The 25,338-nt window shown below is 65.1% G+C and carries 18 protein-coding genes; 4 read left to right on the top strand and 14 right to left on the bottom strand.

The features are described 5' to 3' along the window. Positions 1 to 31: 31 nt before the first annotated feature. Complete coding sequence (locus QYC26_RS10310) at positions 32 to 703, top strand: glutathione S-transferase family protein (RefSeq protein WP_317512143.1); 672 nt, start codon at positions 32 to 34, stop codon at positions 701 to 703. A gap of 37 nt (positions 704 to 740) precedes the next feature. On the opposite strand, the gene QYC26_RS10305 is transcribed toward QYC26_RS10310, so the two are convergent. From QYC26_RS10305 to QYC26_RS10285, 5 genes are all read right to left on the bottom strand, one after another. Next, positions 741 to 1,649, bottom strand: coding sequence for a YbgF trimerization domain-containing protein (locus tag QYC26_RS10305; protein ID WP_317512142.1), 909 nt, complete (start codon positions 1,647 to 1,649; stop codon positions 741 to 743). Between the two features lie 84 nt (positions 1,650 to 1,733). After that, positions 1,734 to 2,603 (bottom strand): helix-turn-helix domain-containing protein, encoded by an 870-nt coding sequence (locus tag QYC26_RS10300; RefSeq protein ID WP_317512141.1) that lies wholly within the window; start codon positions 2,601 to 2,603, stop codon positions 1,734 to 1,736. A gap of 103 nt (positions 2,604 to 2,706) precedes the next feature. Then, positions 2,707 to 4,920, bottom strand: a complete 2,214-nt coding sequence (ptsP, locus tag QYC26_RS10295) for a phosphoenolpyruvate--protein phosphotransferase (protein WP_411197649.1) — start codon at positions 4,918 to 4,920, stop codon at positions 2,707 to 2,709. A gap of 310 nt (positions 4,921 to 5,230) precedes the next feature. After that, positions 5,231 to 6,217: an NAD(P)H-dependent flavin oxidoreductase gene (locus tag QYC26_RS10290; RefSeq protein ID WP_317515046.1), complete on the bottom strand. Its 987-nt coding sequence runs from the start codon at positions 6,215 to 6,217 to the stop codon at positions 5,231 to 5,233. A gap of 29 nt (positions 6,218 to 6,246) precedes the next feature. Continuing rightward, positions 6,247 to 7,509, bottom strand: a complete 1,263-nt coding sequence (locus QYC26_RS10285; RefSeq protein ID WP_317512139.1) for an aspartate kinase — start codon at positions 7,507 to 7,509, stop codon at positions 6,247 to 6,249. Between the two features lie 67 nt (positions 7,510 to 7,576). Here QYC26_RS10285 and ubiG point away from each other — a divergent pair, with 67 nt between their 5' ends. Then, positions 7,577 to 8,302 (top strand): bifunctional 2-polyprenyl-6-hydroxyphenol methylase/3-demethylubiquinol 3-O-methyltransferase UbiG, encoded by a 726-nt coding sequence (gene ubiG / locus QYC26_RS10280; RefSeq protein ID WP_317512138.1) that lies wholly within the window; start codon positions 7,577 to 7,579, stop codon positions 8,300 to 8,302. 19 nt (positions 8,303 to 8,321) lie between these two features. On the opposite strand, the gene QYC26_RS10275 is transcribed toward ubiG, so the two are convergent. Genes QYC26_RS10275 through QYC26_RS10265 form a run of 3 tightly spaced genes read right to left on the bottom strand, consistent with a single transcriptional unit; the run spans position 8,322 to position 12,163 of the window. Further along, positions 8,322 to 8,600, bottom strand: coding sequence for an ETC complex I subunit (locus QYC26_RS10275; protein WP_317512137.1), 279 nt, complete (start codon positions 8,598 to 8,600; stop codon positions 8,322 to 8,324). A 53-nt stretch (positions 8,601 to 8,653) separates the two neighbouring features. Further along, positions 8,654 to 11,122 (bottom strand): ATP-dependent helicase HrpB, encoded by a 2,469-nt coding sequence (hrpB, locus tag QYC26_RS10270; RefSeq protein ID WP_317512136.1) that lies wholly within the window; start codon positions 11,120 to 11,122, stop codon positions 8,654 to 8,656. A 24-nt stretch (positions 11,123 to 11,146) separates the two neighbouring features. Next, the gene (locus tag QYC26_RS10265; RefSeq protein ID WP_317512135.1) at positions 11,147 to 12,163 is read right to left on the bottom strand and encodes a polyprenyl synthetase family protein; all 1,017 of its coding nucleotides are present in this window, start codon (positions 12,161 to 12,163) and stop codon (positions 11,147 to 11,149) included. Positions 12,164 to 12,265: 102 nt separating this feature from the next. Here QYC26_RS10265 and QYC26_RS10260 point away from each other — a divergent pair, with 102 nt between their 5' ends. Continuing rightward, positions 12,266 to 12,550 (top strand): chorismate mutase, encoded by a 285-nt coding sequence (locus tag QYC26_RS10260; RefSeq protein WP_317512134.1) that lies wholly within the window; start codon positions 12,266 to 12,268, stop codon positions 12,548 to 12,550. Positions 12,551 to 12,598: 48 nt separating this feature from the next. Here QYC26_RS10260 and QYC26_RS10255 read toward each other — a convergent pair whose 3' ends face one another. The 4 genes from QYC26_RS10255 to QYC26_RS10240 all read right to left on the bottom strand — a co-directional run bounded on the left by QYC26_RS10255 (position 12,599) and on the right by QYC26_RS10240 (position 17,298). Further along, positions 12,599 to 14,686 (bottom strand): M13 family metallopeptidase, encoded by a 2,088-nt coding sequence (locus QYC26_RS10255; RefSeq protein ID WP_317512133.1) that lies wholly within the window; start codon positions 14,684 to 14,686, stop codon positions 12,599 to 12,601. Between the two features lie 130 nt (positions 14,687 to 14,816). Continuing rightward, positions 14,817 to 16,124: a HAMP domain-containing sensor histidine kinase gene (locus QYC26_RS10250; protein ID WP_317515045.1), complete on the bottom strand. Its 1,308-nt coding sequence runs from the start codon at positions 16,122 to 16,124 to the stop codon at positions 14,817 to 14,819. 131 nt (positions 16,125 to 16,255) lie between these two features. Beyond that, positions 16,256 to 16,921, bottom strand: a complete 666-nt coding sequence (locus QYC26_RS10245) for a response regulator transcription factor (protein ID WP_317512132.1) — start codon at positions 16,919 to 16,921, stop codon at positions 16,256 to 16,258. A gap of 62 nt (positions 16,922 to 16,983) precedes the next feature. Beyond that, positions 16,984 to 17,298 carry a PepSY domain-containing protein gene (locus QYC26_RS10240; RefSeq protein ID WP_317512131.1) on the bottom strand — a complete coding sequence of 105 codons (315 nt, stop codon included), beginning with the start codon at positions 17,296 to 17,298 and terminating at the stop codon, positions 16,984 to 16,986. 94 nt (positions 17,299 to 17,392) lie between these two features. Here QYC26_RS10240 and QYC26_RS10235 point away from each other — a divergent pair, with 94 nt between their 5' ends. Next, positions 17,393 to 19,177: an ABC-F family ATP-binding cassette domain-containing protein gene (locus tag QYC26_RS10235; RefSeq protein WP_317512130.1), complete on the top strand. Its 1,785-nt coding sequence runs from the start codon at positions 17,393 to 17,395 to the stop codon at positions 19,175 to 19,177. A gap of 58 nt (positions 19,178 to 19,235) precedes the next feature. Here QYC26_RS10235 and QYC26_RS10230 read toward each other — a convergent pair whose 3' ends face one another. Both QYC26_RS10230 and QYC26_RS10225 read right to left on the bottom strand, forming a co-directional pair. Beyond that, positions 19,236 to 23,906: an NAD-glutamate dehydrogenase gene (locus QYC26_RS10230; protein WP_317512129.1), complete on the bottom strand. Its 4,671-nt coding sequence runs from the start codon at positions 23,904 to 23,906 to the stop codon at positions 19,236 to 19,238. A gap of 96 nt (positions 23,907 to 24,002) precedes the next feature. Further along, on the bottom strand, positions 24,003 to 25,307 hold the full coding sequence (locus tag QYC26_RS10225) for a hypothetical protein (protein ID WP_317512128.1): 1,305 nt from the start codon (positions 25,305 to 25,307) through the stop codon (positions 24,003 to 24,005). Positions 25,308 to 25,338: the final 31 nt, after the last annotated feature.

The raw sequence follows: 25,338 nt of genomic DNA, 5'->3' as shown, positions 1-25,338 counted from the left end.
GCACCGCCGGCCACGTTAAAGTCGCCTGCAAATGTGGCAGCTATTTCAATTCCCTCTGTGTCCGTTTTCCCGCAAGGTCCGCCTTCTCCTCGGTGAGAAAGGGGTCGGCTACGAACTTGTGCGCGAATCCCCCTGGGATCGTCGCGACGAGTTTCTCGACATGAACCCGGCGGGGCAGACGCCCGTGATGGTCGAATCCGATCGCAATGTGCTGCTGATCGATTCCGCCGCCATCTGCGAATATTTCGAGGAAACGGTCGACAAGGCACCACTGATCGGCGGGACAGCCGCGAACCGCGCCGAAGTGCGCCGCCTTGTCGCCTGGTTCGACCAGCAATTTTATGGCGACGTCGTCGGCCCGCTGATGCACGAGCGCATGAAAAAACGGCTGATCGAACGCTCCGCACCCGATGCGCGCATCCTGCGCGAAGCGATGAAGAACGCGCACAGCCACTTCGATTATCTCGACTATCTGCTCGATCACCGGACCTGGCTCGCGGGCGCAACGCTCAGCCTCGCCGACCTGACGGCCGCAGCGCATATCTCGGTTGCGGACTATCTGGGCGGCCTCGACTTCAAGGGCCATGAGCTGGTGAAACGCTGGTATGCCGGACTCAAGTCACGGCCCAGCTTCCGGCCGCTGCTGTCCGAGCGGATGGAGGTCATCAAGCCCCCCGAGCATTACGACAAGGTCGATTTCTGATAAAAAAAGAGGCGCCGGAAACGGCGCCTCTTTTGCTTTACTTGCACTTGGCTTCGGTGCGCCCCTTGACCACCTGAGCCTTCAGGCTGGCCGTCGCCGTGGCTCCGTACACCTGATCGAATTCGTCGAAGACCTTGCAGGCGTCAGGCAGCTTCTTGAGCCGCGTCAACGACTGCCCGAGATGAAACAGGCTGTCCGGCGCGCGCGCACCCTTGGGCTGCTTTTGATAATTGTCATAAAACGCCACCGCCGCGAGTGCCGGCTTGCCTTCATCCAGATAGGCACGGCCCAGCAGGTTCTGGGCAAAGGTGACACGGCTATGCTTGGGGTATTTTTCCACCATCAGCTTCAGCTGGGCCTGCGCCTCGGGATAGAATTTCGCTTCCCACAGACGATAGCCGTACAGATAGGCGTCCTCGCCGGGGTCGCTGCTCGTCGGCTTCTGGATTGCCTCGAGCGCGGTCTTGCGATCGCCACTCGGCTTGGTCGGCGCAACCGAGCTGACCGCCGGCGGCTTGACGCTTCCCGTGCCCGACGCGGCACCGGGCGTCGACACGGGCTCACCGCCCCCTTCAAGCGCCTTCAAGCGGGCATCCATCTCGGCCTTATAGGCCTTGAACGCCTCATCGAGCTGGCGCGTTTTGTAGCTGTTCTGCTCGATCTGGCCGGTCAGCGACTGAAGCTGCGATTCCAAGGCGTTCACGCGTGCCGACAGATCAGCCAGCGGGGTCGAGGCCGGGCTGCCGGCCTGATCGACATCGCGCGCAGGTGCGGCGATTTCGGGCTCAAGAAACTGGGTGCTGCCGCCGGGGAACACCTTGCGCTGGACGGCCCGCATCTCCTTTTCCAGCTTGTCCACGCGGGGGGACAGATTGGCCGACTGCGCATGTGCCGCCGGGGCGCCCACGCTGCCGAGAAGTACCGCCAGAAGCAGCGTCTTACGCATGTTCACTCGTCTCCGATAACGCAATCTCACCCACCTTATAGGTAAGGCGCCGTACGTCCCTCAAGGGCCGAACGGCGCTTGCCTTCACGGCTGGGCGATGGTGTTGGCCGGCTGAACGCCCGGTGCGGGCGCCGCCGCATCGGTAGCAGCGCGCGCGGCAAGCGCCTTGGCACTGACGCCGACATTCGAAATGGTCCGCTCGGGCGGGCCCAGCGGCGCGACTTCACGGCCACCAACCGTCACCCGCAGCACATTGGGACGCCCCGTCAGGATCATCGGATCAACGGCATCGCCCGGCACCTGCCAGCTTTCACCCGCCTTCATGGTCTTTTCGAGCAGGCGCTTGCCATCGGGCTGATAGATGCGAAGCCAGATTTCATCGGTCGCGGTCAGCAGGACGGTGCCGGAAAGCGGCGCAGCCTGTTGCGGCGTCGCCGGTGCCGCAGCGGGGGCCGCCGCCTGCGCATTCTCGGCCTCATTGGCGAATTCGCTGGTGCCCGCAGCCACCGCCATCGGGTCACGGCCGCCCAGGCCATCGAGCAGCCCGGCGCGGATCACGCCGTACCCGGCAAGCAGAACCGCCGCAATGACCACGATCGTCCAGACCAGCCCACGCGGCGCGACACGTGCCGGATCGACGGGCTCGAAATATTCGGATTCGCGCGTCGACGCGCCGCCAATCGCGGACAGCTCGTTGCGGATATCACGCGCCAGCGCCACTTCATCGAGCCCCAGCGCACGGGCATAGGCCTTGGTGAAGCCGGTGCAATAAGTGATGGCGGGAAGATCGCTGTAGCGCCCCTCTTCCAGTGCCTCCAGATGACGCTGCGGAATACGCGTCCGCGCGGCAATATCGGAAAGATCGAGCTTGGCGGCATGGCGTGCCGCCGCAAGACGCTGTCCCACCGTACCGGAAACCGGGTTATGTCCTGCGGTTTCGAATTGCTCCGTCATTTCACCCAATGCTTATCTGATGTGGCGCCGTGGCGCGCATGTCACATTGGCGAGGCCGGTATGTCAATGCGAGCGGCCCACCCCATCGCGGTTTTTGAAACCCTCAAGCAATTTCAACGCCGTTGGCAGCCGCCCAGTCGGACAATGTTGCCCGCATGTCGCGCGGGGGACGATCGAGCCAGCCTGGCATTTCAGCCTGAAGCTTTGCCCGGTCGAGCGTGCGCAGCATCGCCTTGACGGGGCCGATGGCTGCGGGCGTGATCGAAAGCCGTTCAATCCCGAGACCGATCAGCGCCATCGCCTCAAGCGTACGCCCACCCATCTCGCCGCATACCGTCACCGGCACGCCGGCCTGTTTGGTGGGCGCGATCACGCGGCGCAGGAAACGCAAAATAGCAGGCGAGAGCCAGTCATAGCGCTCTGCTAGCTTGGGATGGGCACGATCAGCCGCGAAAAGGAACTGGGTAAGGTCGTTGGTTCCGATCGACAGGAAATCGATGTTCGGGAGCAGCAGATCGAGGCTTTCCGCAATTGCGGGCACTTCAAGCATCGCGCCGTAGCGAATGTTCGCGGGCAGCATCCGCCCACGCGAGGCCACCCATGCCCGCTGCGCCTCGAACAACGCCTTGGCCTCGTCGAACTCCCAGGGTTCGGAAACCATCGGGAACATCACGTTGAGCACCCGACCGGCGGCGGCCTCGATGAGCGCGCGCGCCTGCGCCTTCATCAGGCCATTGCGTTCCAGCGCAACGCGCAGCGCACGCCAGCCCATGGCGGGGTTTTCCTCAACCGCCTCATCCTGACGCATATAGGGGAGCGCCTTGTCTCCGCCGATATCGACGGTGCGAAACACCACGGGCCGCTCGCCAGCGGCATCAAGCACGTCGCGGTACAGGCGCTGCTGCCGCTCACGCTGCGGCAACGTGGCCGAGACGAGAAACTGGAATTCGGTGCGGAAAAGCCCGATGCCGTCGGCGCCGGTCACATCGAGCGCGGAGACATCGTCGCGCAGCCCGGCATTCACCATGAGCGCAATCGGAACACCGTCCTTCGTCATCGAAGGCTGATCGCGCATGGCGGCAAAGGCGGCGCGGCGTTTCTGGTTGAGCGTCAGCTTGGCGTCGAACGCTTCCTGCATCGAGGGCGTCGGACGCACGAAGAGCGTGCCGTTCGCGCCATCAAGCAGGACGGAATCGCCCTCCCCGATCATCCGGCGCACATTGGCGACGCGCCCGAGCACGGGCACGCCCATGGCGCGCGCCACGATCGTGACGTGCGCGGTGAGCGAGCCTTCCTCGAGGATCACGCCCTTCAGACGACGGCGGTCATATTCCAGAAGCTCCGCCGGCCCCAGATTGCGCGCGATTAGGATCGTATCCTGTCGCAATCCCAATTGCGCAGCAGACCCGAGCTGCCCCGAGACGATGCGCAACAGCCGGTTGGACAGATCCTCAAGATCGTGCATCCGGTCGGCAAGCAACGGATCGTCGATCTGGCGCATGCGCATACGTGTGCGCTGCTGTACGCGCTCAATAGCGGCTTCGGCGGTCAGGCCGCTGTCGATCGCCTCGTTGATCCGGCGCGACCACCCCTCGTCATAGGCGAACATCTTGTACATCTCGAGCACCTCCTGGTGCTCGCCGCCGCCGAATTCGGCCTGGCTCGCCATGCGGTCGATCTGATCGCGCATCTTGTCGAACGCCGAATAGACGCGGTGCCGTTCCGCCTCGATATCCTCTGCGACGGTATGTTCGATCGTGATGCGCGGCTGGTGATAGACCGCAACGCCGTGTGCCATCCCCTCAACCAGCTTCAGCCCCGTCAGGCGCATCGGCTGGGTGTCGTGGATTCGCCCGACCGCGCCCGCGCGTTCGTCGACCAACCCGGCATTGCCGATCAATTCGGAAAGCACCATCGCAACCGTCTGAAGCGCCTCGATGACGACATCGTCATATTTGCGCGGTTCGGCATGCTGGATGGAAAGAACGCCCACCGCTTCCTCGCGGCGGACGATGGGGACGCCCGCAAAGCTGTGGAAAAGTTCTTCACCGGTTTCGGGCTTGTAGGCGAAATCCGGGTGGCTCGCCGCCTCGTCGAGGTTCAGCGTTTCGACATTCTCGGCAATCTTGCCGATCAGGCCTTCGCCGAACGCCAGCTTGGTGACGTGGACGGCTTCCTGGTTGAGGCCGCGCGTCGCGAAAAGCTCAAGCACCCCCTCGCGGAGCAGGTAGATTGAACACACCTCGGAGGCGAGCGCCTCGCCGACGATGTTCACCACCTGGTTCAGCTTGGCCTGGGCGTTGTTTCGCGACGCCATCACATCGTGGAGGCGCTTCAGAATTTCGCGCGCGGACGCGCCTGCGGTGGACGTTGTCGAGAGAGCCATCCTCATGAGCGCTATCAGAATTTTCGCCCATTTTCCAACGACGATGCCATATGAGGCGACAACAATTTCACCGGCCCGGACAAATCAAACCATCGGCATTTGACCGACAAAATGGCCCATTTCTACCAATTATGCCTATTGCCGCGCCCTAGCGCACAAGAAAAACCCGGCCGATACCGCTCGTTGGAGCGTGATCGGCCGGGCCAATTCCTTATCCACCGCGCCTGTCGGCGCAGCGCATTCAAGCGTGGCGTGCCGCCAGCGTATCGGCGGCTTCGTCCATCAGCGCGCTGATGATCGTCGCAACCGGCTCTTCGCTCTTCACCATGCCGACCGACTGGCCCGCCATGACGGAGCCGCTCTCGACATCGCCTTCGATCACGGCGCGGCGCAGCGCACCGGCCCAGTAATGTTCGATCTCGAGCTGGGCGGCGCCCATGTCGACCTTGCCTGCATCAAGCGCCTGCGCGACTTCGCGCTGCTTGGCGGCAAAGGCTTCCATCTCCGCGTTGCGCAGCGCGCGTACCGGGATGACCGGCAGACGCGGATCGATCTGAACGCTGGTGATGGCGTCACGCGCCGAGGCCCGGATGAACGCCTTCTTGAAGTTGGGATGCGCGATGCATTCGGTTGCGCACACGAAGCGCGTGCCCAGCTGAACCCCGGCGGCGCCCATTTCAAGATAGCTGGCGATCGCCTGCCCCTTGCCGATCCCGCCCGCCACGAAGACGGGAACCAGATCGGCGATTTCGGGCAGCATTTCCTGCGCGAGGACCGAGGTGGAGACCGGACCGACATGGCCGCCGGCTTCCATCCCCTCGATCACGATTGCATCGACGCCCGAGCGGATCAGCTTCTTGGCGAGCGCGAGCGCCGGCGCGAAACAGATCACCTTGGCACCATGTGCCTTGATCGCATCCAGCGCGCCTGCCGGCGGCAGGCCGCCCGCAAGCACGACATGCCCCACCTTGTGCTTGCCGCAGATCTCGATCAGCTCGAACAGCTGCGGGTGCATGGTGATGAGGTTGACGCCGAACGGCTTGTCGGTCTTTTCCTTGGTTGCCGCGATTTCCGTGTCGAGCAGTTCCGGCGTCATCGCACCACAGGCAATGACACCGAACCCGCCGGCATTGGAGATGGCCGAGACCAGGTTGCGCTCCGAAATCCAGCTCATCGCGCCGCCAAGAATGGCGACCTCGCAGCCAAGAAACTCGGCGCCTCTGGCCATCAGCCGGGCAAGACGGTCGCGACCGGCGCTCACGCTTCGACGGACTCCGGTGCGTCAAGGCCATAGGTGGTGTGCAGCACACGCACCGCAAGCTCAGCATATTCTTCCTGGATCAGCACCGAAACCTTGATTTCGGAGGTGGCGATCGCCTGAATGTTGATTCCGCGATCGGCCAGCGCCTGGAACATCGCGGCCGCGACGCCCGGATGGCTGCGCATGCCGACGCCGACGATCGAGACCTTGCAGATCTTGGTGTCGTGCTTCAGCTCGGCATAGCCGATCGTGTCCTTCGACTTTTCCAGCGTGTCGATCGCGCGCGCCAGTTCGGCGCCGGGCACCGTGAAGGTGACGTCGGTCGAGCCGGTTTCGTGCGCGATATTCTGCACGATCACATCGACGTTGATGTTGCTGTCGGCCAGCGGACCGAAGATCGAGGCAACGCCGCCCGGCTTGTCGGGAACGTCGGTCAGCGTGATCTTTGCTTCGTTGCGGTCAAGCGCGATGCCGGTGATGCGTTGGCGTTCCATCTCGTTGTCCTCAATCTCATCATCGCCGACGATCAGGGTCCCCGGCAGTTCATTATCCGTGGGCGCATCGAAGGACGACAGCACCTGAATGCGCACGCCTTCCTTCATCGCCAGCCCGACCGAGCGCGTCTGGAGCACCTTGGCACCGACGCTCGCAAGCTCGAGCATTTCTTCGTACGTCACCTTTTGCAGCTTGCGCGCCCGGGGCACAATGCGCGGATCGGTGGTGTAAACGCCGTCGACATCGGTATAGATGTCGCACCGGTCGGCCTTCACGGCCGCTGCGACCGCGACCGCCGAGGTATCCGATCCACCACGGCCGAGCGTGGTGATACGGCTTTCTTCGGTCATTCCCTGGAAACCCGGAATGACGGCGACCTGGCCCGACTGCATGGCGGCAATCAGCTTGTCCGTATCGATGGTTTCGATGCGCGCCGAGGCATGGCGATCGGTGGTACGGATCGGCAGTTGCCAGCCGAGCCAGCTGCGCGCATTGACGCCCATCGCCTGCAGCGTGATCGCCAGCAGGCCGCTCGTCACCTGTTCGCCGCTTGCCACCACCACGTCATATTCGGCGGGGTCATAAAGCGACGATGCCTCGCGGCAGAAATTGACAAGACGATCGGTTTCGCCGGCCATGGCCGACACGACAACCGCGACTTCATTGCCAGCGTTTACCTCGCGCTGAACGAGCGCCGCGACATTGCGGATCCGCTCGATCCCGGCCATCGAGGTGCCGCCGAATTTCATTACGATACGGGCCATGCAAACTTCCCGGAAATTTCCTGAAAAGCCCTTTGGTCAAAAGGCGCGGCCCTGATAGGGACGACCCATGGCAAACGCAACAACGATCAATCCGGACGAGGCCGCGCATTTCGGCAAGATGGCGGCCGAATGGTGGGATCCGAAGGGGTCCTCGGCGATGCTCCACCAGCTCAATCCCGTGCGCCTGGGCTATATCCGCGACGCCGTTGACCAGCATTGGCAGCTGGATGAGCATGATCGCCACGCGCTGAAAGGCAAGCGCGCGCTCGACATGGGTTGCGGCGCGGGGCTGTTGTGCGAGCCGCTGGCGCGCATGGGTGCGGCGGTTTCGGGTTTCGATGCGGCGCGCGAAAATATCGCGGCGGCGCGGCTGCATGCCGAACAATCAGGACTGTCGATCGATTATCGCCATGGCGGGGTCGAATCGCTGGAGGGCGCGCAGTTCGATCTGGTGACCTCGCTCGAGGTGGTCGAGCATGTGAACGACCCGGCGGCGTTCATCGCGGGGCTGGCAGATTCGCTGGCGCCCGGCGGGCTCATGATCCTGTCCACCCCGAATCGCACCAATTTGTCGCATCTGGCGCTGATCACGGTGGGCGAGAGCATCGGCGGCATCCCCAAGGGGACGCATGACTGGAATAAGTTCCTGACGCCCGAGGAACTGACCGCGATCGTCGAGCAGGCCGGGCTTCAGGTGCGCGACCTGACCGGCCTCAGCTTTTCGCCCACGCGCGGGTTCGTGCTGAGCGAGAACACGACGATGGATTATCTGATGACGATCACGCGCGCCTGATCCGGCGCGCGCGCATCAATCAACGGAAATTGTCGGCGTAGGCCTGCAGCTTGAGCTTGCGCTCGGGCGCTGCGATCACGTGATATTCAAGGCCTTCGCGTTCAGCATAAGCCTTGGCGCCCTCAACATCGGTGAAATAGAGCTTGATCTGCTGCTGGGTATCGCCCGAGCCAGCCCAGCCCATCAGCGGGTCGGCGACCTTGCGCTCCGCGGGCTCGAACTCCAGAACCCAGCGGTGCGTGAGCGCCTTGCCCGATTGCATCGCATTCTTGGGAGTCTGGAAAATACGCGCGGCCATGTCCGTTTCCTTGAAATAACTGGATGCCCAGTGCCGCACGAGCACCGGAGTCGTCAAGAGCGGCCTGCCGCCCGGGCATCTGCCTTTTTTGTCCTGAGCGTTGCACTGGCTGCAGCCGGGTCGTCGGGCCAGGGATGTTTAGGGTAGCGTCCGCGCATTTCCTTGGCGACCGATATCCAGCTTCCCGACCAGAATCCGGGCAGGTCGCGCGTCGTCTGGATCGGCCGGCCGGCGGGTGAGGTCAGGCTGAGAACCAGCGGGATTGCGCCGCCGCCAATCGCCGGATGCTCGGACAAGCCGAACAGCGCCTGCACCCGGATGGTCACGGTGGGCCCGGCCTCTGCTTCATAGTCGATCGCATGATGGCTGCCCGCGGGACTTGCAAAATCGGTCGGCGCAAGAACATCGACCCGCTTGCGCCCATCCCAGCCGAGCAGCGCATCAAGCACACCGCTGAGCGCCCCCGGATCGATATCCGACAGCCTGCGCTTACCGGTCACCAGCACCGGCAGCCATTCGCCGATCGTAGCGAGCAGCGCCTCATCCGACAGATCGGCCAGCTCGAGAGCATAGCGCCGCGCAAAGACCGCGCGCTTGCGCAACGCCACCGCGTTCGCGCTCCAGGGTAGAAGCTGCAGTCCGTGCGTGCGCACGCCATCGACCAGCGCGTCGACAACAGCCGCCGGGTCGGGTTTCGCATCCTGCCCCTTGGCCAACTGGACCGCGCCCAGCCATTTGCCCGACACCGTTCGGACACCGCCACTGGCCGGATCGAAGCTGACATGCGCGCCCACTCTGATGCGATCGCCGAACAATTGCTCAACCATGGCGAAATCGATCGGCGCCGCCGAAAGGATGCGGGCGCCCGATGCCGCGCCCTGAATCTCGGCAACGGCCAGCCATTCCTCCCGCGCCAACGGCGAGGCGGGATCGAGCCGGAAGCCCCGGCCACCAACCGATATCCAGTCCGCGCCGTCTGCGCCGCGGCGCTTTGCAAGCCGGTCGGGAAAGGCCAGCGCAACGACCGCGCCGATATCAGCCGCGTCGCCGGTGTCGGACGTGGATGACACAAGGCGTGCCCAGCGATCCGCAAGGCGGCGTGCGCCCTCTGCCCGCTTGCCCCGTTCCTGATGCCAGCGCCGACGGCGCAGTTGGAGATCGGCATCAGTGCCGCCGAGCCCACGCTCGGACAGCAACACCGCGATTTCCGACGCCAGCCGTGCCCAGCCGAGCCGTGCCGCCTCCACCATCATATGCGCGATGCGCGGCGGCAGCGGCAGACGCGCGATGGCGGCGCCATGCGGCGTCGGCCTGCCATCGCCATCAAGCGCGCCGAGGCTTTCGAGCCGGTGCCGCGCCTCCGCGATCGCGGGAAGCGGCGGCGGATCGATCCATTTCAATTGGCGCGGATCGCTGACACCCCATAGCGCGCAATCGAGCAACAGCGCCGAAAGATCGGCTTCGAGGATTTCGGGTGGATCGAAGGGCGGCATCCCCGCCGTGGCCGCGGCTTCCCACAGCCTGTACGCAACCCCCGGTGCCTGGCGCGCCGCACGCCCCGCGCGCTGGGTGGCGGAGGCCTGACTCGCGCGTTCGGTCACCAGCCGCGTCATGCCGGCGGCGCGGTCATAACGCGGCCGGCGGGCAAGACCGCTATCGACGACGATCCGCACGCCATCGAGCGTCAGGCTGGTTTCGGCAATGCTCGTCGCCAAAACGAGCTTGCGCTTGCCCGCAGGGGCGGCGGCAATGGCGGCCCGCTGCGCGGCGGGATCGAGCGTGCCGTGCAACCGGTGCAGATCCACATCCGCCCCCAGCCCCGCCAGCCGTTCGGCGGTGCGCTCGATCTCGGCGACGCCCGGCAGGAATGCGAGCAGCCCGCCCGCTTCGTCCGCCAGCGCGCGGCGGATCACCGCCGCCATTTCATCCTCGATCCGCGCATCGGCCTTGCGACCGACATGGCGCAGTTCGAGCGGATGGCTGCGCCCGGCGCTTTCGATCACCGGTGCGCCGTCCATCATTGCGGCAAAGCGCGCGCCGTCGAGCGTTGCCGACATCGCCACGATACGCAGATCGGGACGCAGCCCGCCTTGCGCATCAAGCGCGAGCGCAAGCCCGAAATCGCTGTCGAGGCTGCGTTCGTGCACCTCGTCGAACAGCACGGCGGACACGCCATCCAGCTCGGGATCAGCCTGGATCTGATTGCGGAAAATTCCCTCGGTCAACACCAGCACCCGCGTGGCGGCGGACTGTTTGCTGTCCATGCGGGTGGCATAGCCGATCGTCCGGCCCACAGGCTCGCCCGCCAATTGCGCCATGCGCTCGGCAGCGGCGCGCGCGGCCAGACGACGCGGCGAAAGCAAAAGGATACGCCCCGTACACCAAGGCTCGTTCAAAAGGGCGGGGGCAACCGCAGTCGTCTTGCCTGCCCCGGGCGGCGCGACGAGCACCGCGCTGGACTGCTCCCGCAGCGCATCGAGCAGTTCGGGAAGGACGGCATGGATGGGCAGATCAGCGGTCATGCCCGGGCCAGTGGCGGCCATGGATCAATAGGCGCGCGCGATCGCGAATTCGACCGCTTCAATGAGCGCCGCCTTCGCCTTGTCATTGGCAAAGCCGCCCAGCGCATCGATCGCGCGCTGGCCGTAATGGCGCGCGCGCGCCAGCGTGTCGGCAAGCGCGCCGGTCTGCTCGAGCAGCTGCTTGGCATAGGCAAGATCCTCGTCGCTGATCCGGTGCCCGTGCATCGCATCGCGCCAAAAGGCCTTTTCCTCGTCATTGCCGCGTGCATGGGCGAGGATGACGGGCAGCGTCACCTTGCCGTCGCGGAAATCGTCGCCCACGCCCTTGCCCATGGTTTCGGCATCGGACGAATAGTCGATGGCATCGTCGACCAGCTGGAACGCGATCCCGAGATTGCGGCCATAGGCATCGAGCGCGGTCTCTTCGGCCTCGGGGCGCTCGGCAACCACCGCGGCGATCCGGCAGGCGGCTGCAAAAAGCGCCGCGGTCTTCGCGCTGATGATTTCGAGATAATGGTCTTCGGTCGTGTCCACCTTGCGCTGCGCGGTCAACTGGTTGACCTCGCCCTCGGCGATCACGGCCGACGCGCTGGACAGGATGCGCAGCACCTTGAGGCTGCCGTCTTCCACCATCAGCTCGAACGAGCGGCTGAACAGGAAATCGCCGACCAGAACGGTTGCCGGATTGCCCCAGATGATGTTGGCGGTGTGGCGGCCACGGCGCAGCGCCGAACCATCGACCACATCGTCATGCAGCAACGTTGCCGTGTGGATGAACTCGACCGCTGCCGAAAGCTTGAAGTGGCGCGTCCCCTCATACCCCAGCAGGCGCGCGCTCGCGAGCGTCAGCATCGGGCGCATGCGCTTGCCACCGCCTGCAATCAGGTGGCCGGCCAGCTCGGGAATGAGCGGAATGTCGGACTGCATGCGATCGAGGATCACGCCATTGACCTCGTTCATATCCGCAGCGACGAGCGCCATCAGCGGATCAAGCGAAGGGGCCCGGTCGGACGGGTTCAGGCGATGGATCGTTGCAGTCATGACAGGGAGCGCATTGGCCCGCCTGCCCGAGATATGCAAGCGATATGGCCTTGCATTCGGGCTATCAAGCAACGAAAAGCGCGCGCGAGAACGGAGACGGCCATGAATGACGACCGATTGCAGCGCTTTCGCGAAAGTATCGACAATATCGACGCGGCGCTTGTGTTCATGCTGGCCGAACGGTTCAAGATCACGCAGGAAGTTGGCCGATACAAGGCCGAACACGAACTGCCGCCCGCCGATCCGGGCCGCGAGGAACGCCAGATCGCCCGGCTGCGCCGTCTGGCGCAGGACGCGAATCTCGACCCCGAATTTTCCGAAAAGTTCCTGCGCTTCATCATCGATGAAGTGATCCGCCACCATGCGCGAATCAAGGAAGAGGGCTGATCCCCAGCGCTGACGGGCCCCGCAGCAGCGAGGCCCGACTCCGGGTGATTACCAGACGCCGAGGCGCTGCTCGGGCGCCAGATAGAGCTTCTGCCCGGGCTTCACGTTGAACGCCTTGTACCAATTGTCCATGTTCCGGACCATATAGGCGCGGTAGTTGCCCGGCGAATGCGGGTCGGTGGTCAGCAACTGCTGCAGAAAGGGTTCGCGGTACTTGCTCCGCCAGACCTGCGCCCAGCCCAGGAAGAAGCGCTGATCGCCGCTATAGCCGTCGATCACCGGGGCAGGCTTGCCCCCCAACGCGCGCTGATAAGCATCATAGGCAATGTTGAGCCCCGCCAGATCGGCCATATTCTCGCCCAGCGTCAGTTCGCCGTTGATATGGGTTCCCTTTAGCGGCTCATAACCGTTGAACTGGGTGACGACCTTTTCGGTATAGCGCTTGAACCGCTCAACATCCTGCGGGGTCCACCATTCGACCATATTGCCCTGCGGATCGAACTTGCTGCCCTGATCGTCGAAATGGTGCGTGATCTCATGCCCGATCACCGCGCCGATCCCTCCGTAATTCACTGCGGGATCGGCATTGGGATCGAAAAAGGGCGGCTGGAGGATCGCCGCTGGAAACGCGATCTCGTTCATCAGCGGATTGGCATAGGCGTTCACCATCTGCGGCGTCATATACCATTCGCTGCGGTCGACCGGCTTACCCAGCTTGTTGAGATTGCGCTGATATTCGAAACGCTGCGCGCGCATGGCGTTGCCGAAGGCATCGTCGCGGCGCACCGTCAGCGCCGAATAGTCGCGCCATTTGTCGGGATAGCCGATCTTGGCGGTGAAGGTCGCAAGCTTGGCGCGCGCCTTCACGCGCGTTTCGGGCGCCATCCATTCCAGTTTCGAAAGGCGCACATCCATCGCCGCGATGAGGTTGCGCACCAGTTCATCGGCCTTGGCCTTGGCCTCGGGCGGGAAATAGCGCGCGACATAAAGCTGGCCCACGGCTTCGCCGAGCGCGCCATTGACCCCGTCGACCCCCAGCTTCCAGCGTTCCTTGTTCTGCGGCGTTCCCTTGAGCACGGTGCCGTTGAACGCAAAGCTTTCCTCGACCATCGCCTTGCCGAGCAGCGGCGCGGATTCGGCGATGGTGTGGAAGGTCAGATAATCCTTCCAGGTGGCGACCGGAATCGAACCGACAAGCTTGGCGATGCCCGTGACGGCGCTGGGCTGAGCGACAACAATCTGCTTCTGCGCGTCGACGCCCGCCGCCTTGAAAAAGGCCGGCCAGTCGACGCCGGGATAGATGCTGACGAATTCACCGGTGGCCAGCGGGTTATGGAGCTTTTCGATCTGGCGCGATTCCACCGCCGACCAATGCACCTCGGCGATGCGGTGTTCGAGATCATAGATACGCTCGGCCCGCGCGCTGGCATCGGAGGCATCCGACACCCCGGCCAGTTCCAGCAGGCGCGCGACATGCGCCTTGTACCGCGCGCGCGCTTCGACCAGCTTTGGCTTGTCGGACAGATAATAATCGCGGTCGGGCATGCCGAGGCCCGACTGGCCGAGATAGACCGCGTAGACGCTGTTATCCTTCAGATCCTGATCGATATCGATCTCGAGCGGGACGGTGAAGCCGATGCGGTTATACTCGCCGAACAAACGCGACATGTCAGCGGGGGTCTTGATCGCGGCGATCGCGGCCAGCATCGGCGCGACGGGACGCACGCCCTTCGCCTCGATCGCGGCCTCGTCCATGAAGGCGGCGAAATAGTCGCCGACCTTCTGACCATTGCTGCCGGGCGCGCCGGACGCGGCGGCGGCATCCTCGATGATCGTGCGCGTGCGCTGATCGGACAGGTCCCGCAGCACGGCGCTCGCCCCCCAGGACGAACGATCCGCGGGGATCTCGGTCTTCGCGTCCCACTGGCCGTTGGCATAGGCGTAGAAATCGTCGCCCGGAGCGGCCGCCTTGTTCATGCCGGTTGCGTCAAAGCCAAAACTGCCCAGCGCCGGCTTGGCGATCGGTGCCGCCGCGCCGGATGCGGCCTCCCCATCGGCCGATGAGGACCATGCCGTCTGGCTCAACCCGGCGGCCAGGGCGATCGCCGCCACACCACCCAAAATGCGCTTGATCATTGCACTACCCCGCCCAGCCCATCGAATGGGCGGGAGACTAACCGCACGGCGCCCCAGCACAAGGCGATCCGATGTTGCTCGTCGACGGAAATATACCGTTTGCGGAACAATGCCCCGAAAGAGCCGCGTTCTAGACCGCGCGGGGCAGCCGGAGACGCGCGAGCAACCCGCCCAGATCCTCGCTTTCCTCAAGCTCGATGCTGCCGCCATAGATTTCGGCGACATCGCGCACGATCGAGAGGCCAAGCCCCGTTCCGGGCTTGCTGGTATCGAGCCGGGTGCCGCGATCGAAGGTCTTCTGGCGTTGTTCCTCGGGGATGCCGCGCCCGTCATCCTCGACGAGGATTTCGACGAAATCGCCCGCCGGCGCGATCGTCACGAACACGCTGCCACCGCCATATTTGGCGGAGTTTTCGACGAGATTGCCAAGCAGTTCATCGAGATCCTGCCGCTCGATCCGCACATCCAGATCGCGCGGGCCATCCATGTCGAAGCGGACATGGCCGTAAAGCCGGCTGACCGCGCGTTCGACCGATTCCAGGCTGGCCCAGACATTGGCGCGGCTATGCGCATGGCCGCGCCGGCCAACGGCGCGCGCGCGCGCCAGATGATGGTCGACCTGCCGGCGCATCGTCGTCGCCTCGCGGATCACCGTTTCCGACAGATCGGGCGCCTGCGCGGTGGCGGCATTCATGATGACAGTGAGCGGGGTCTTGAGCGCATGCGCGAGATTGCCCGCATGGCGGCGGGCTTCCTCGGCCTGTTTTTCATTATGTTCGAGCAGCGCGTTCAACTCCTCGACCATCGGCTCCACTTCGCGCGGGAGCGATTCGTCGACGCGGTTGGCGCGGCCTTCGCGCATGGCGACGATGGCGTTGCGGATCCGCCGGAGCGGCCAGAGGCCATAGAGCGTCTGGAGCGCGGTCAGCGCGATCAGGCCGAGGCCAAGCAGCGCGAAGCTGCGCACCAGCGTGCGCCGGAGCGTGCGGATCTGGGCATCGAGCTCGTCGCGACTCTGAGCCACCTGAAAGCGCCAGAGGACGTTCGAATCCGGGAACATGATGTCGCGTTCCATCACGCGCAGCGCCTGATCCGGAAATTCCTTGCTGTCATAGACGTGGATCTGGCTGTCCTGATGCTCGGGGCCGATCTGCAAGGCGCGATCCCAGAGCGAGCGCGAGCGGAAGGGTTCCTGCCCCTTTCCGCTGACCTGCCAGTAGAGCCCCGAATTGGGTTCGAGAAAACGCTGGTCGGCGAGCGTGCGGCTGAAGCGCACTTCGCCGTCAGGCCCGATCTCGCCCGCCGCGATCATCCCGCGCAGCACATATTCGAGCTGATAGTCCATGTTGCGCGTGATCGCGTCGGACAATACCCGGTCGAGCGCGAGCCCGCCGCCGACGAGCAGCAGCGTGATCCACACCGCCGCGATGATCGTCATGCGGCGGCCGAGCGATCCCGTATAGCGTCCGAATCCGCGCCGCGCCGGACGCGCGCCATCGGACGCCGCCGTTGAGGCGTCGTCCGTGGCTGTTGGATCCGAAGGAAACGGCGCCGGACTGTCGTGCGTCATCAGCCCTGCGGTTCGTCCAGGCTGTAGCCGAGCCCGCGGATCGTGGTGATCACATCAGGCCCCAGCTTTTTGCGAATGCGAGTCACAAACACTTCGATCGTGTTGGAATCGCGATCGAAATCCTGATCGTAAATATGCTCGATCAGTTCGGTGCGGCTCACCACCTTGCCCTTGTGATGGAGCAGATAGCTGAGCAGCTTATATTCCTGCGCGGTGAGCTTCACCGGCGCGCCCGCGAGCGTCACCTTGCCCGAGCGCGTGTCGAGGCGAACATCGCCCGCCACCAGTTCGGACGAGGCATTGCCCGAGGCGCGGCGGATCAGCGCGCGCAGACGCGCGATCAGTTCTTCGGACTGGAAGGGCTTGGCGAGATAATCGTCAGCCCCCGCATCGAGCCCGGCGACCTTGTCGGACCAGCTGTCGCGTGCGGTGAGCACGAGCACGGGCATCACCCGGCCTTCCTTGCGCCAGCGATCGAGCACGGTGAGCCCATCGATTTCGGGCAGGCCGAGATCGAGGATCACGGCATCGTAATTCTCGGTTGCCCCGAGAAAATGCCCGTCCTCGCCGTCCGTGGCGAGATCGACCGCATAGCCCGCGCCTTCAAGCGTCGCGCGCAGCTGCTGCCCCAGGCTCGGTTCATCCTCAACGATCAAAACGCGCATTTATTCCCCTTTGCATTTCTGCAGAACAGGCCAGAAAACGGCCGGATCACGCTGGCCGTTCCCTAACGGTCCGAACGTGCCACCACATCGCCGGTGCGGGCATCGACATCGACCCAGAAGACCCGCACATCGCGGCGGAACTTGAGGCGATACACCGCGCGACCGCGATCAAACTCTGGCCCCAGATACTCCGCCCCGCGCACCGAGGGAAGCACCCGGGACTCGATCTCGCGGAGCGACATGACATGGCCCCGCTGGACCGCCTGATAGGCCGAATCCTGATCGCCACGCCGCGCCTGAGCCTGCGCAGGGGCAAGCATGGCGCCCGCGGACAGGCTGACTGCAATCGTGCAAATAAGGCGTGTCATCATTTTCATGGGCTTGTGGCATAGGCCGAAAGCGTTGAATAGGCCATGAATAGCCGCTTCATTTGCGCGTCATCCTTATCGATCATCCAAAGGCAGTGTTTCCATGTCCGCCCCCGTTCTCGCCTATGAAAATCTTGGTCTCGTTCAAGGCAGTGGATGGTTGTTCCGCGGACTGAACCTGTATCTGGGCGCGCGCGACCGGGTGGCGCTGATCGGCCGCAACGGCGCGGGCAAGACGACGCTGCTCAAGCTCATTGCCGGAACGATCGAGGGCGATGAGGGCCGCCGTACCATCGTTCCGGGCACCAAGGTCGTGATTCTGGAGCAGGAGCCCGCGATGACGGGCCATGCGACCTTGCTCGATTTCGCGATTTCCGGCGAAGACGCACCCGAGCGCCATGCGGTGGAGGCGATCGCCGACCAGATCGGCATCGACCTGTCGCGCGAGGCGGCAACGGCATCGGGCGGCGAGCGCCGCCGCGCGGCGATCGCGCGCGCGCTGGCGATGGAGCCCGATGTGCTGCTGCTCGACGAGCCGACCAACCATCTCGATCTGGCGGCGATCGACTGGCTGGAAAACTGGCTGGGGCGCTTTACCGGCGCCTTTGTGGTGATCAGCCACGACCGTACCTTCCTGACCCGCCTGACCCGGCAGACGCTGTGGCTCGACCGCGGCAATCTGCGCCGCAACGAGATCGGCTTTGGCGGTTTCGACGCCTGGACCGAGAAGGTCTATGCCGAGGAGGAACGCGCCGCCGAAAAGCTCGACGCGAAGCTGAAGCTCGAACTTCACTGGCTGGCGCGCGGTGTGACCGCCCGGCGCAAGCGCAACCAGGGCCGGCTTGAGGCGCTGCACAAGATGCGCGCGCAGCGCGCCGCCATGATCGGGCCGCAGGGCGCGGCGAAGCTCGCGGTCGAATCCGACGATGTGAAGACCAAGAGCGTGATCACGCTGGACGGCGTGACCAAAAGCTTTGGCGACCGCGCGGTGATCAAGGACTTCACCTTCAAGGTGCAGCGCGGCGACCGCATCGGCCTGGTCGGATCGAACGGCGCGGGCAAGACGACTTTGCTCAAGCTGATGACCGGCGAGCTGGCGCCCGACGAGGGCAAGGTGACGCTCGCCAAGACGCTGGACGGCGTGATCATCGACCAGCAGCGCAGCCTGATGGCACCCGAAAAGCGCGTGCGCGACGTGCTGGCCGAGGGCGGCGACTGGATCGACGTGCGCGGCGTGCGCAAGCATATCCAGGGCTATCTGAAGGAATTCCTGTTCGATCCCTCGCTTGCCGAGGCCAAGGTGGGGACGCTTTCGGGCGGCGAACGCTCGCGCCTGCTGCTTGCGCGCGAATTTGCGCGGCGGTCGAACCTGCTCGTGCTCGACGAGCCGACCAACGATCTCGACCTCGAAACGCTCGACCTGCTTCAGGAAGTGATCGCCGATTATGAAGGCACGGTGCTGATCGTCAGCCACGACCGCGACTTTCTCGACCGCACGGTGACGGTGACGCTCGGCCTTGACGGATCGGGCAAGATCGACGTGATCGCAGGCGGCTATGCCGATTGGGAGCGCAAGCGCGTGGCGCGGACGGAACCGCGAAAAGCCGCCGCCAAGGCCCCGGCCGCCGACACCGCGCCCAAGCCGCAGCAGCGCACCAAGCTGAGCTATAAGGACCAGCGCGATTTCGACCTGTTGCCGCAGAAGATCGAGGAAATCGAAGCGCAGATCGCGCGCGACGAGGCCTTGCTCGCCGATCCCGACCTGTACACGCGCGATCCCAAGCGTTTCCAGACGCTGACTCAGGCGATCGACGCCGCGCGCGCCGAACGCGACGCCGCCGAGGAACGCTGGCTGGAGCTGGCCGAGATGGTCGAAGCGCTCGGCTGACGCGGGATTGCCTGAAAGGTAAAAAAAGGGGCCGGTTTCCCGGCCCCTTTTCTTTTGGTCAGCGCGCCAGAAGCGTGCGGGCCTGCCCGCCGATCTGCGCGAGCATCGCCACCGTCGGCGCGGCCGCAGTGCGTGCCCTGTCGACGAGCGCGCGGAACTGCGCCACGCGCGCGGCATTGGCGGTGAGCCACTGGTCCACCATCGCCTCCGGATCGCGCCCCTTGGTTCGCGCGAGGAAGTCGAGACGAAGCTGCTCGAACTCGGTGGCGAGCCCGGCGACCAGCAGCTTTTCCCACTGATCGGCGGGGGTGCAGCGCTGGACCGCAGCCTTGGCCCAGTCGAGCCCGATTTCCTCGCCCAGACGGACATAGGCCTGGGTCGATTCGATCACGTCATAGCCCTGATCGGCGCACAGCTCGGCGATGCCGATCGCGCCGTCGAGTTCATCGAGGCGGACGATCCGGTCAGCAAGCTTGCCATTGGCACCGTGCGCGACCAGCCGGGCACGCAAGCTGCTTGCCTGAGTGCGGGCCTCGGCCTTCAGCAACTCGCCGCGTGCGGCATCGAGCCGCTGGACGCCCTCGCTGAGGCGCGCCGCAGTGGTGCCGGCATGCGCATCCTGCGCCATCACGCGCAAGAGGTCGGACACATGGAGCCGTGCGCTCGCGGCCGCCATGTCGAACAGCGCCAGCCGGTCTTCCTCACCCACCGAAGCGCCCTCGATCGCCTCCATCACGTCTTCGAGGCCGAAGATCATGTCGGCGGCGAAATAGGCGGCGGCGACCTGCGCCATCGACGCGCCTTCTTCCTCGGCGAGTTCGAACGGCGCGACGAGGCCGAGCCGGTTGACCAGCCGGTTCGCCATCTTGGTTGCGATGATCTGCGGACGCAGACGATGCGCATCGATGGCGGCGGCAAAGCGCGTCCGCATCGCTTCGGGGAAATAGGCGTGGAGCAGCGGGGCGAGCGCCGGATCGGCGGTGACGCCCGACCCTTCGATCGCATCCTGAAGCGCGAGCTTGCCGTGCGACAGGAGGATCGCCAGTTCGGGCCGGGTGAGCCCCTGCCCATCCTGTGCGCGGCGGAGCAGATCGTCGGAGCTTTCCAGCCCCTCGACCGCGCGGTCGATCCGCCCGGCGGCCTCGAGCACCTCGATCACGCGGGCCTGTGCCGGAAGGGCCGCCGCCCCGCCCTGCTGCGCGAGCGACAGCGCGAGCGTTTGCAGGCGGTTATCCTCGAGCACCAGCGCGGCGACATCGTCGGTCATCTCGACGAGCAGCGCGTTGCGATCGTCGAACGCCAGACGGCCTTCGCGCATTTCGCGGTTGAGCGGGATCTTGATGTTGACTTCATTGTCCGAGCAATCGACGCCGGCCGAATTGTCGATGAAGTCGGTGTTGATCCGCCCGCCCGTGCGCGCATAGTCGATGCGCCCGGCCTGGGTGCAGCCCAGATTGGCACCCTCGCCGACCACGCGGGCGCGGACATCGGCGCCATTGACGCGGTGCGCGTCGTTCGCGGGATCGCCCACCTCGGCATTATTCTCGTCGTCCGACTTGATATAGGTGCCGATGCCGCCGAACCACAGCAGGTCGACCGGGGCTTTGAGGATCGCGGAAATGAGCGTCGAGGGATCGTAGCTGCCGGGCTCGATGCCAATGGCGGCCGCGGCCTTGGCCGACAGCGCGATTTCCTTTTGCGTGCGCGGGAAAACGCCGCCGCCCTTGGAAATCAGCTTCTCGTCATAATCGGCCCAGGACGAACGTGGCAGCTTGAACAGCCGCTTGCGTTCCTTCCAGCTTTCCGCCGGATCGGGATCGGGATCGAGGAAGATATGGCGGTGATCGAACGCCGCGACGATCTTGAGCGCCTTCGACAGGAGCATGCCGTTGCCGAACACGTCGCCCGACATGTCTCCGCAACCGGCGACGGTGACCGATTCCTTCTGAACGTCGATGCCCATTTCGGCGAAGTGGCGCTGGACCGACACCCATGCGCCGCGCGCGGTGATGCCCATGCCCTTGTGGTCATAGCCCTGCGACCCGCCCGAGGCGAAGGCATCGCCCAGCCAGAAATTGCGATCGAGCGCGATCGCGTTGGCGACGTCGGAGAAGCTGGCGGTGCCCTTGTCGGCAGCGACGACGAAATAGGGATCATCGCCGTCGCGCACGACGACGCGTTCGGGATGCACGACCTTGTCGTCGACGATATTGTCGGTCACCGAGAGCAGCGAGCGGATAAATATCCGGTAGCTCTCGGTGCCCTCGGCCAGCCAGGCATCGCGGTCGATGGCGGGCGACGGGAGCTGCTTGGCATAGAAGCCGCCCTTCGCGCCATTGGGCACGATGACCGCGTTCTTCACCAGCTGCGCCTTCATCAGGCCGAGGATTTCGGTGCGGAAATCGTCGCGCCGATCGGACCAGCGCAAGCCACCGCGCGCGATCGGGCCACCGCGCAGGTGGATACCCTCGACACGCGGGCTGTAGACCCAGATTTCGCGCCACGGACGCGGTGCCGGAAGGCCGGGGATGGCGTTGCTGTCGAGCTTGAACGCCAGCGCCTCGGCTGCCGCCGGGGCATAGGCGTTCGAGCGCAGCGTGGCCGCGACGACGCTGCGGATGCGGCGCAGGATGCGATCATCGTCGATCGCCGCGACCTTGGCGAGCGCGGCGTCGAGCGCCTTGTTCGCGGCATCGACCGCGGCCTCGCTCGCCCGATCGGGATCGTGGAGCGCGGCAAACAGATCGAGGATCTGGCGCGCGGCATTGGGCGCGCGGCGCAACGCGCCGGCGACGGTGTCGATGCCGTAGGACATGCCCGTCTGGCGCAGATAGCGGAACCAGGCGCGCAGCAGCACGACGGCGAAGGGATCGAACCCGACCGCGCCGATCAGCTGGTTGAACGCATCATTTTCGGCATCGCCTTCGAGCACCGCGGCAATCGCGCTTTCAAGCACCGCCGCCCGCGCGAGCAGATCGTCCGCCACGATATCCCCGCCCACCCGGAGCAGGAAATCATGGACATAGCCGTTCTCGCCGCCCTCAAGCCGGGTCGAGCTTTCGCCGAGCACCTGGAAGCCGAAATGCTCGAGCGCGGGCACGACGTCCGACAGCGGGAGCAGGCCGCCAAGGTGATAGATCTTCAGGCGCAGCTGATCGGCGCTGTCGCCGGGCGCCCGGAACAACCGCGTGCCGCGCTGCGCTTCGGTCGACAGATCGCGCAGGCGCAGGATATCGCGCGCCGCCTCATCGGGGCCATAGCTCGTGCGATACGCCGCCGGGAAGACATTGGCATAGCGGATGGCAAGGCGCGGTGCGCGCTGCCCTTCGCCCAGCGCAACGAGCGCGCTTTCGACGCCCGGCACCCAGCCGCGCACCATTTCCACCAGCCGGGTGTTGAGCGCGGCAGCATCGGGCACCACGCCGCCCTCGCGCAGATCGAGCGTATAGCGCAGCTGCGCGACATCGCTGTCGTCGAGTTCCAGCGCCCAGCTCAGGATCGACGCATTCGCGGCGTCGGCCAGCATCTCGCCAATCGCGGTGCGGCGGCCGGCCGAGAATTCCTCACGCGGCAGCCAGACAAGCGCGAACAGATGGCGTCCGAGCGGGCTGGAATAGAGCAGCATTTCGGGGCGCGGACGATCGGCGAGCGACATCGCGGTGAGCGCGGTCTTTTCCAGCGCCTCGGGCTTGAACCCGATCAGCAGATCGTGCGGCAGTTCGGACAAGGCATGGGCGAGCGCCTTGCCGGCATGGCCCGACGCGCTGAACCCGTATTTTTCCTGCACCTGCAAAAGCCCGGCGCGCAGCACCGGCACCTTGGCAGGGGCAGCGGCAAGCGCCGCGCTGGTCCACAGCGCCGCATGGATCGAAAGGGCCATAATCTTGCCGTCGCGGCGCACCGGAACGATCAGCAGATCCATCGGCACGCGGCGGTGGACGGTCGCGACGCGGTTCGACTTGAGCACCAGCGGCGCTTCGTTGCCCGCGGTTTCGAACCAGGCGAACGCCAGGTCGCGCGAGCCATCGGCGAGCAGCGGCGCGTCGTCACCGGCAGCGATGCCAAGCGCGGATTCGATCGTGCCGTCGCGCAGACGCACTTCATGCGCGAGCTGGGTGAGATTACCGTCAAGGAACCAGCGCAGCAGCGCCGCGCCCTCGGTATCGCCCAGATTTTCGGCATCGACGCGCAGCGCCGCCTGCATCTTTGGCCAGTCGCGCACCGCGGCCCGCACATCGGCCAGCACCCCGCGTACCGCATCGACCAGCGCGCGGCGATCCTTCGCGTCGGCGCGCTCGATCTCCATATAGATCATCGACTCGGGGGTCTTGCCCTCGTCGCCGCGCTTGCCGATCGATACCAGCGTGCCATCCGCATCGCGTTCCACCCCGATAACGGGGTGCAGCAGACGATCGATCGCAAGCCCCTGCGCCGCGATCACCGCTGCCACCGAATCGACGAGGAAGGGCTGGTCGGCGTTGATCACCGCCAGCCGCATCCGGCGCAGCCCGCCATCGTCGCTGCCGCCCATGGTTTCGAGGCTGATCGCGGGCGTGTCGCTGCGGCGGACGAGCGCCGTCTCGGCAACGAACCGCGCGGCATCCGCACGGGCCGCCTTGTCGAACTGTTCGATCTCATTGGGAAGCGCGCCGACGATCAGCGCCTTGGCAATGGGCTCGGAAAACGAATCTACCAGCAGGGCTGCGCCTGCTTCCGTTTTTGCCTTCATGAATACTCCGCCTGCTTCCGCGCCTTGAACACTGGCGCGTAATATTATTGCGCGACTATGCGACGGGCAGGCGGCGATCTCAACCCACCAAAAAGACTATTTCCCGGCCACCCGTACGGCGCGTGCGACGAGGCTTTCATCCTGTACCGACCCAAGCACCGCGAGCCCGGTTTCGCTGACCCGGCGCGCAACGAGCAGAACGAATTCATCGTCGCCCGGATCCATCTGGACGATCGCGCGCGGCGGCATCCGGCGCAGCTGCGCCACCGCTTCTTCCACCGGCGCGGTGCGGCCTTCGGGCGCGCGCGCCTGACGTTCGGCGCGAACCACCGCCTTCAAACCGCCAGGGTGCGATTCGAGATAACCGGCGAGTTGCGCGACGCCGAGCCCCATACGCCGCGCATGCGCCAGCGCGGCGGCGAATTCGGTGAGCCGGGTCTTGTCGTAATCGATACCGAAGACGAGCTTGACGATCGGCGTCATCGGCGCGCGCGCCTGGACCTTGAGCCCGGCATCGTCGAGCAGATCGGCATATTCGCCCGCGCGGGCCTCGCTCACCAGCGCGAAATCATAGGCGAGCCCGAGCGCCCGGTAGAGCGCGGCGCGGCTGCGCCCATCGGCGATGCGCACGGCATCGGCCCCCTGCCGCGCGGCGGCCAGCAAATCGCCCAGCCCCGAATCATGGATCATGGGAGGAAGCGCCGGCACCGTATCATCGTCGGCGCCCTGATCGGCGACGAAGACATGCGCGGTGGTGCTGGTTTGCGGATCGTCCGACCGGTTGAGCACCAGTCCGCCCGCCGGGTCCGGCATGGCAGCATCCATTTCGCGCGCGAGACCTTCCTCAAGCCCCGAATCGGCGAGTTCCTTCCAGTTGATCACGCCGTAGACGAAATCGATCGTGTCGCCGTCCGACGAATAGGGCATCAATATGCCGCGATAGAGCGTGTCGACGCCGTCGCGCGTGCGAAACTCCGCCTCGAACCCCACCGGCGCGCGGTTGGCGATAATCTGGAGATAATGGTCGGTCAGCCGCGACAGGAGCGACCCGCCCGGCACGTCCGCCACCGACTGGAGCGGGATGCCGTCGAGCCCGCACGCGCTGCGCAGCGCGCCGCCGAGATAGGCGACAACGGGGGTTTCGGCGCCGGCGGTGAAATCCATCAGCACGCTGTGCGGGCCGAAATCGACGAGATCCTTGGGCTCCAGATCCTCGATCGAGGGCAGATCGCGCCCGTTCAGAAGCGAGGCCCAATGGTGATAGGCGCGCACCTGCATGCGGCGTTCGTCGACATCGACGATCAGCGGGCTTTCGACGCCGCCGGGCGCAATGTCATCGCCATCCTCGAGGAACGTGACGACATCGCCATCCGAAAACTCGCGCACACTATCCATGTCCATCCCCACTCAGCCCAAAAGCCTGCATGCCATT

The organism is Sphingomonas sp. C3-2 (assembly GCF_033025475.1).
Taxonomy (GTDB): Bacteria; Pseudomonadota; Alphaproteobacteria; order Sphingomonadales; family Sphingomonadaceae; genus Sphingobium_A.
The sequence above is the reverse complement of the archived record's forward strand: the minus strand, read 5'-3'. Positions and strand labels throughout refer to the sequence as shown.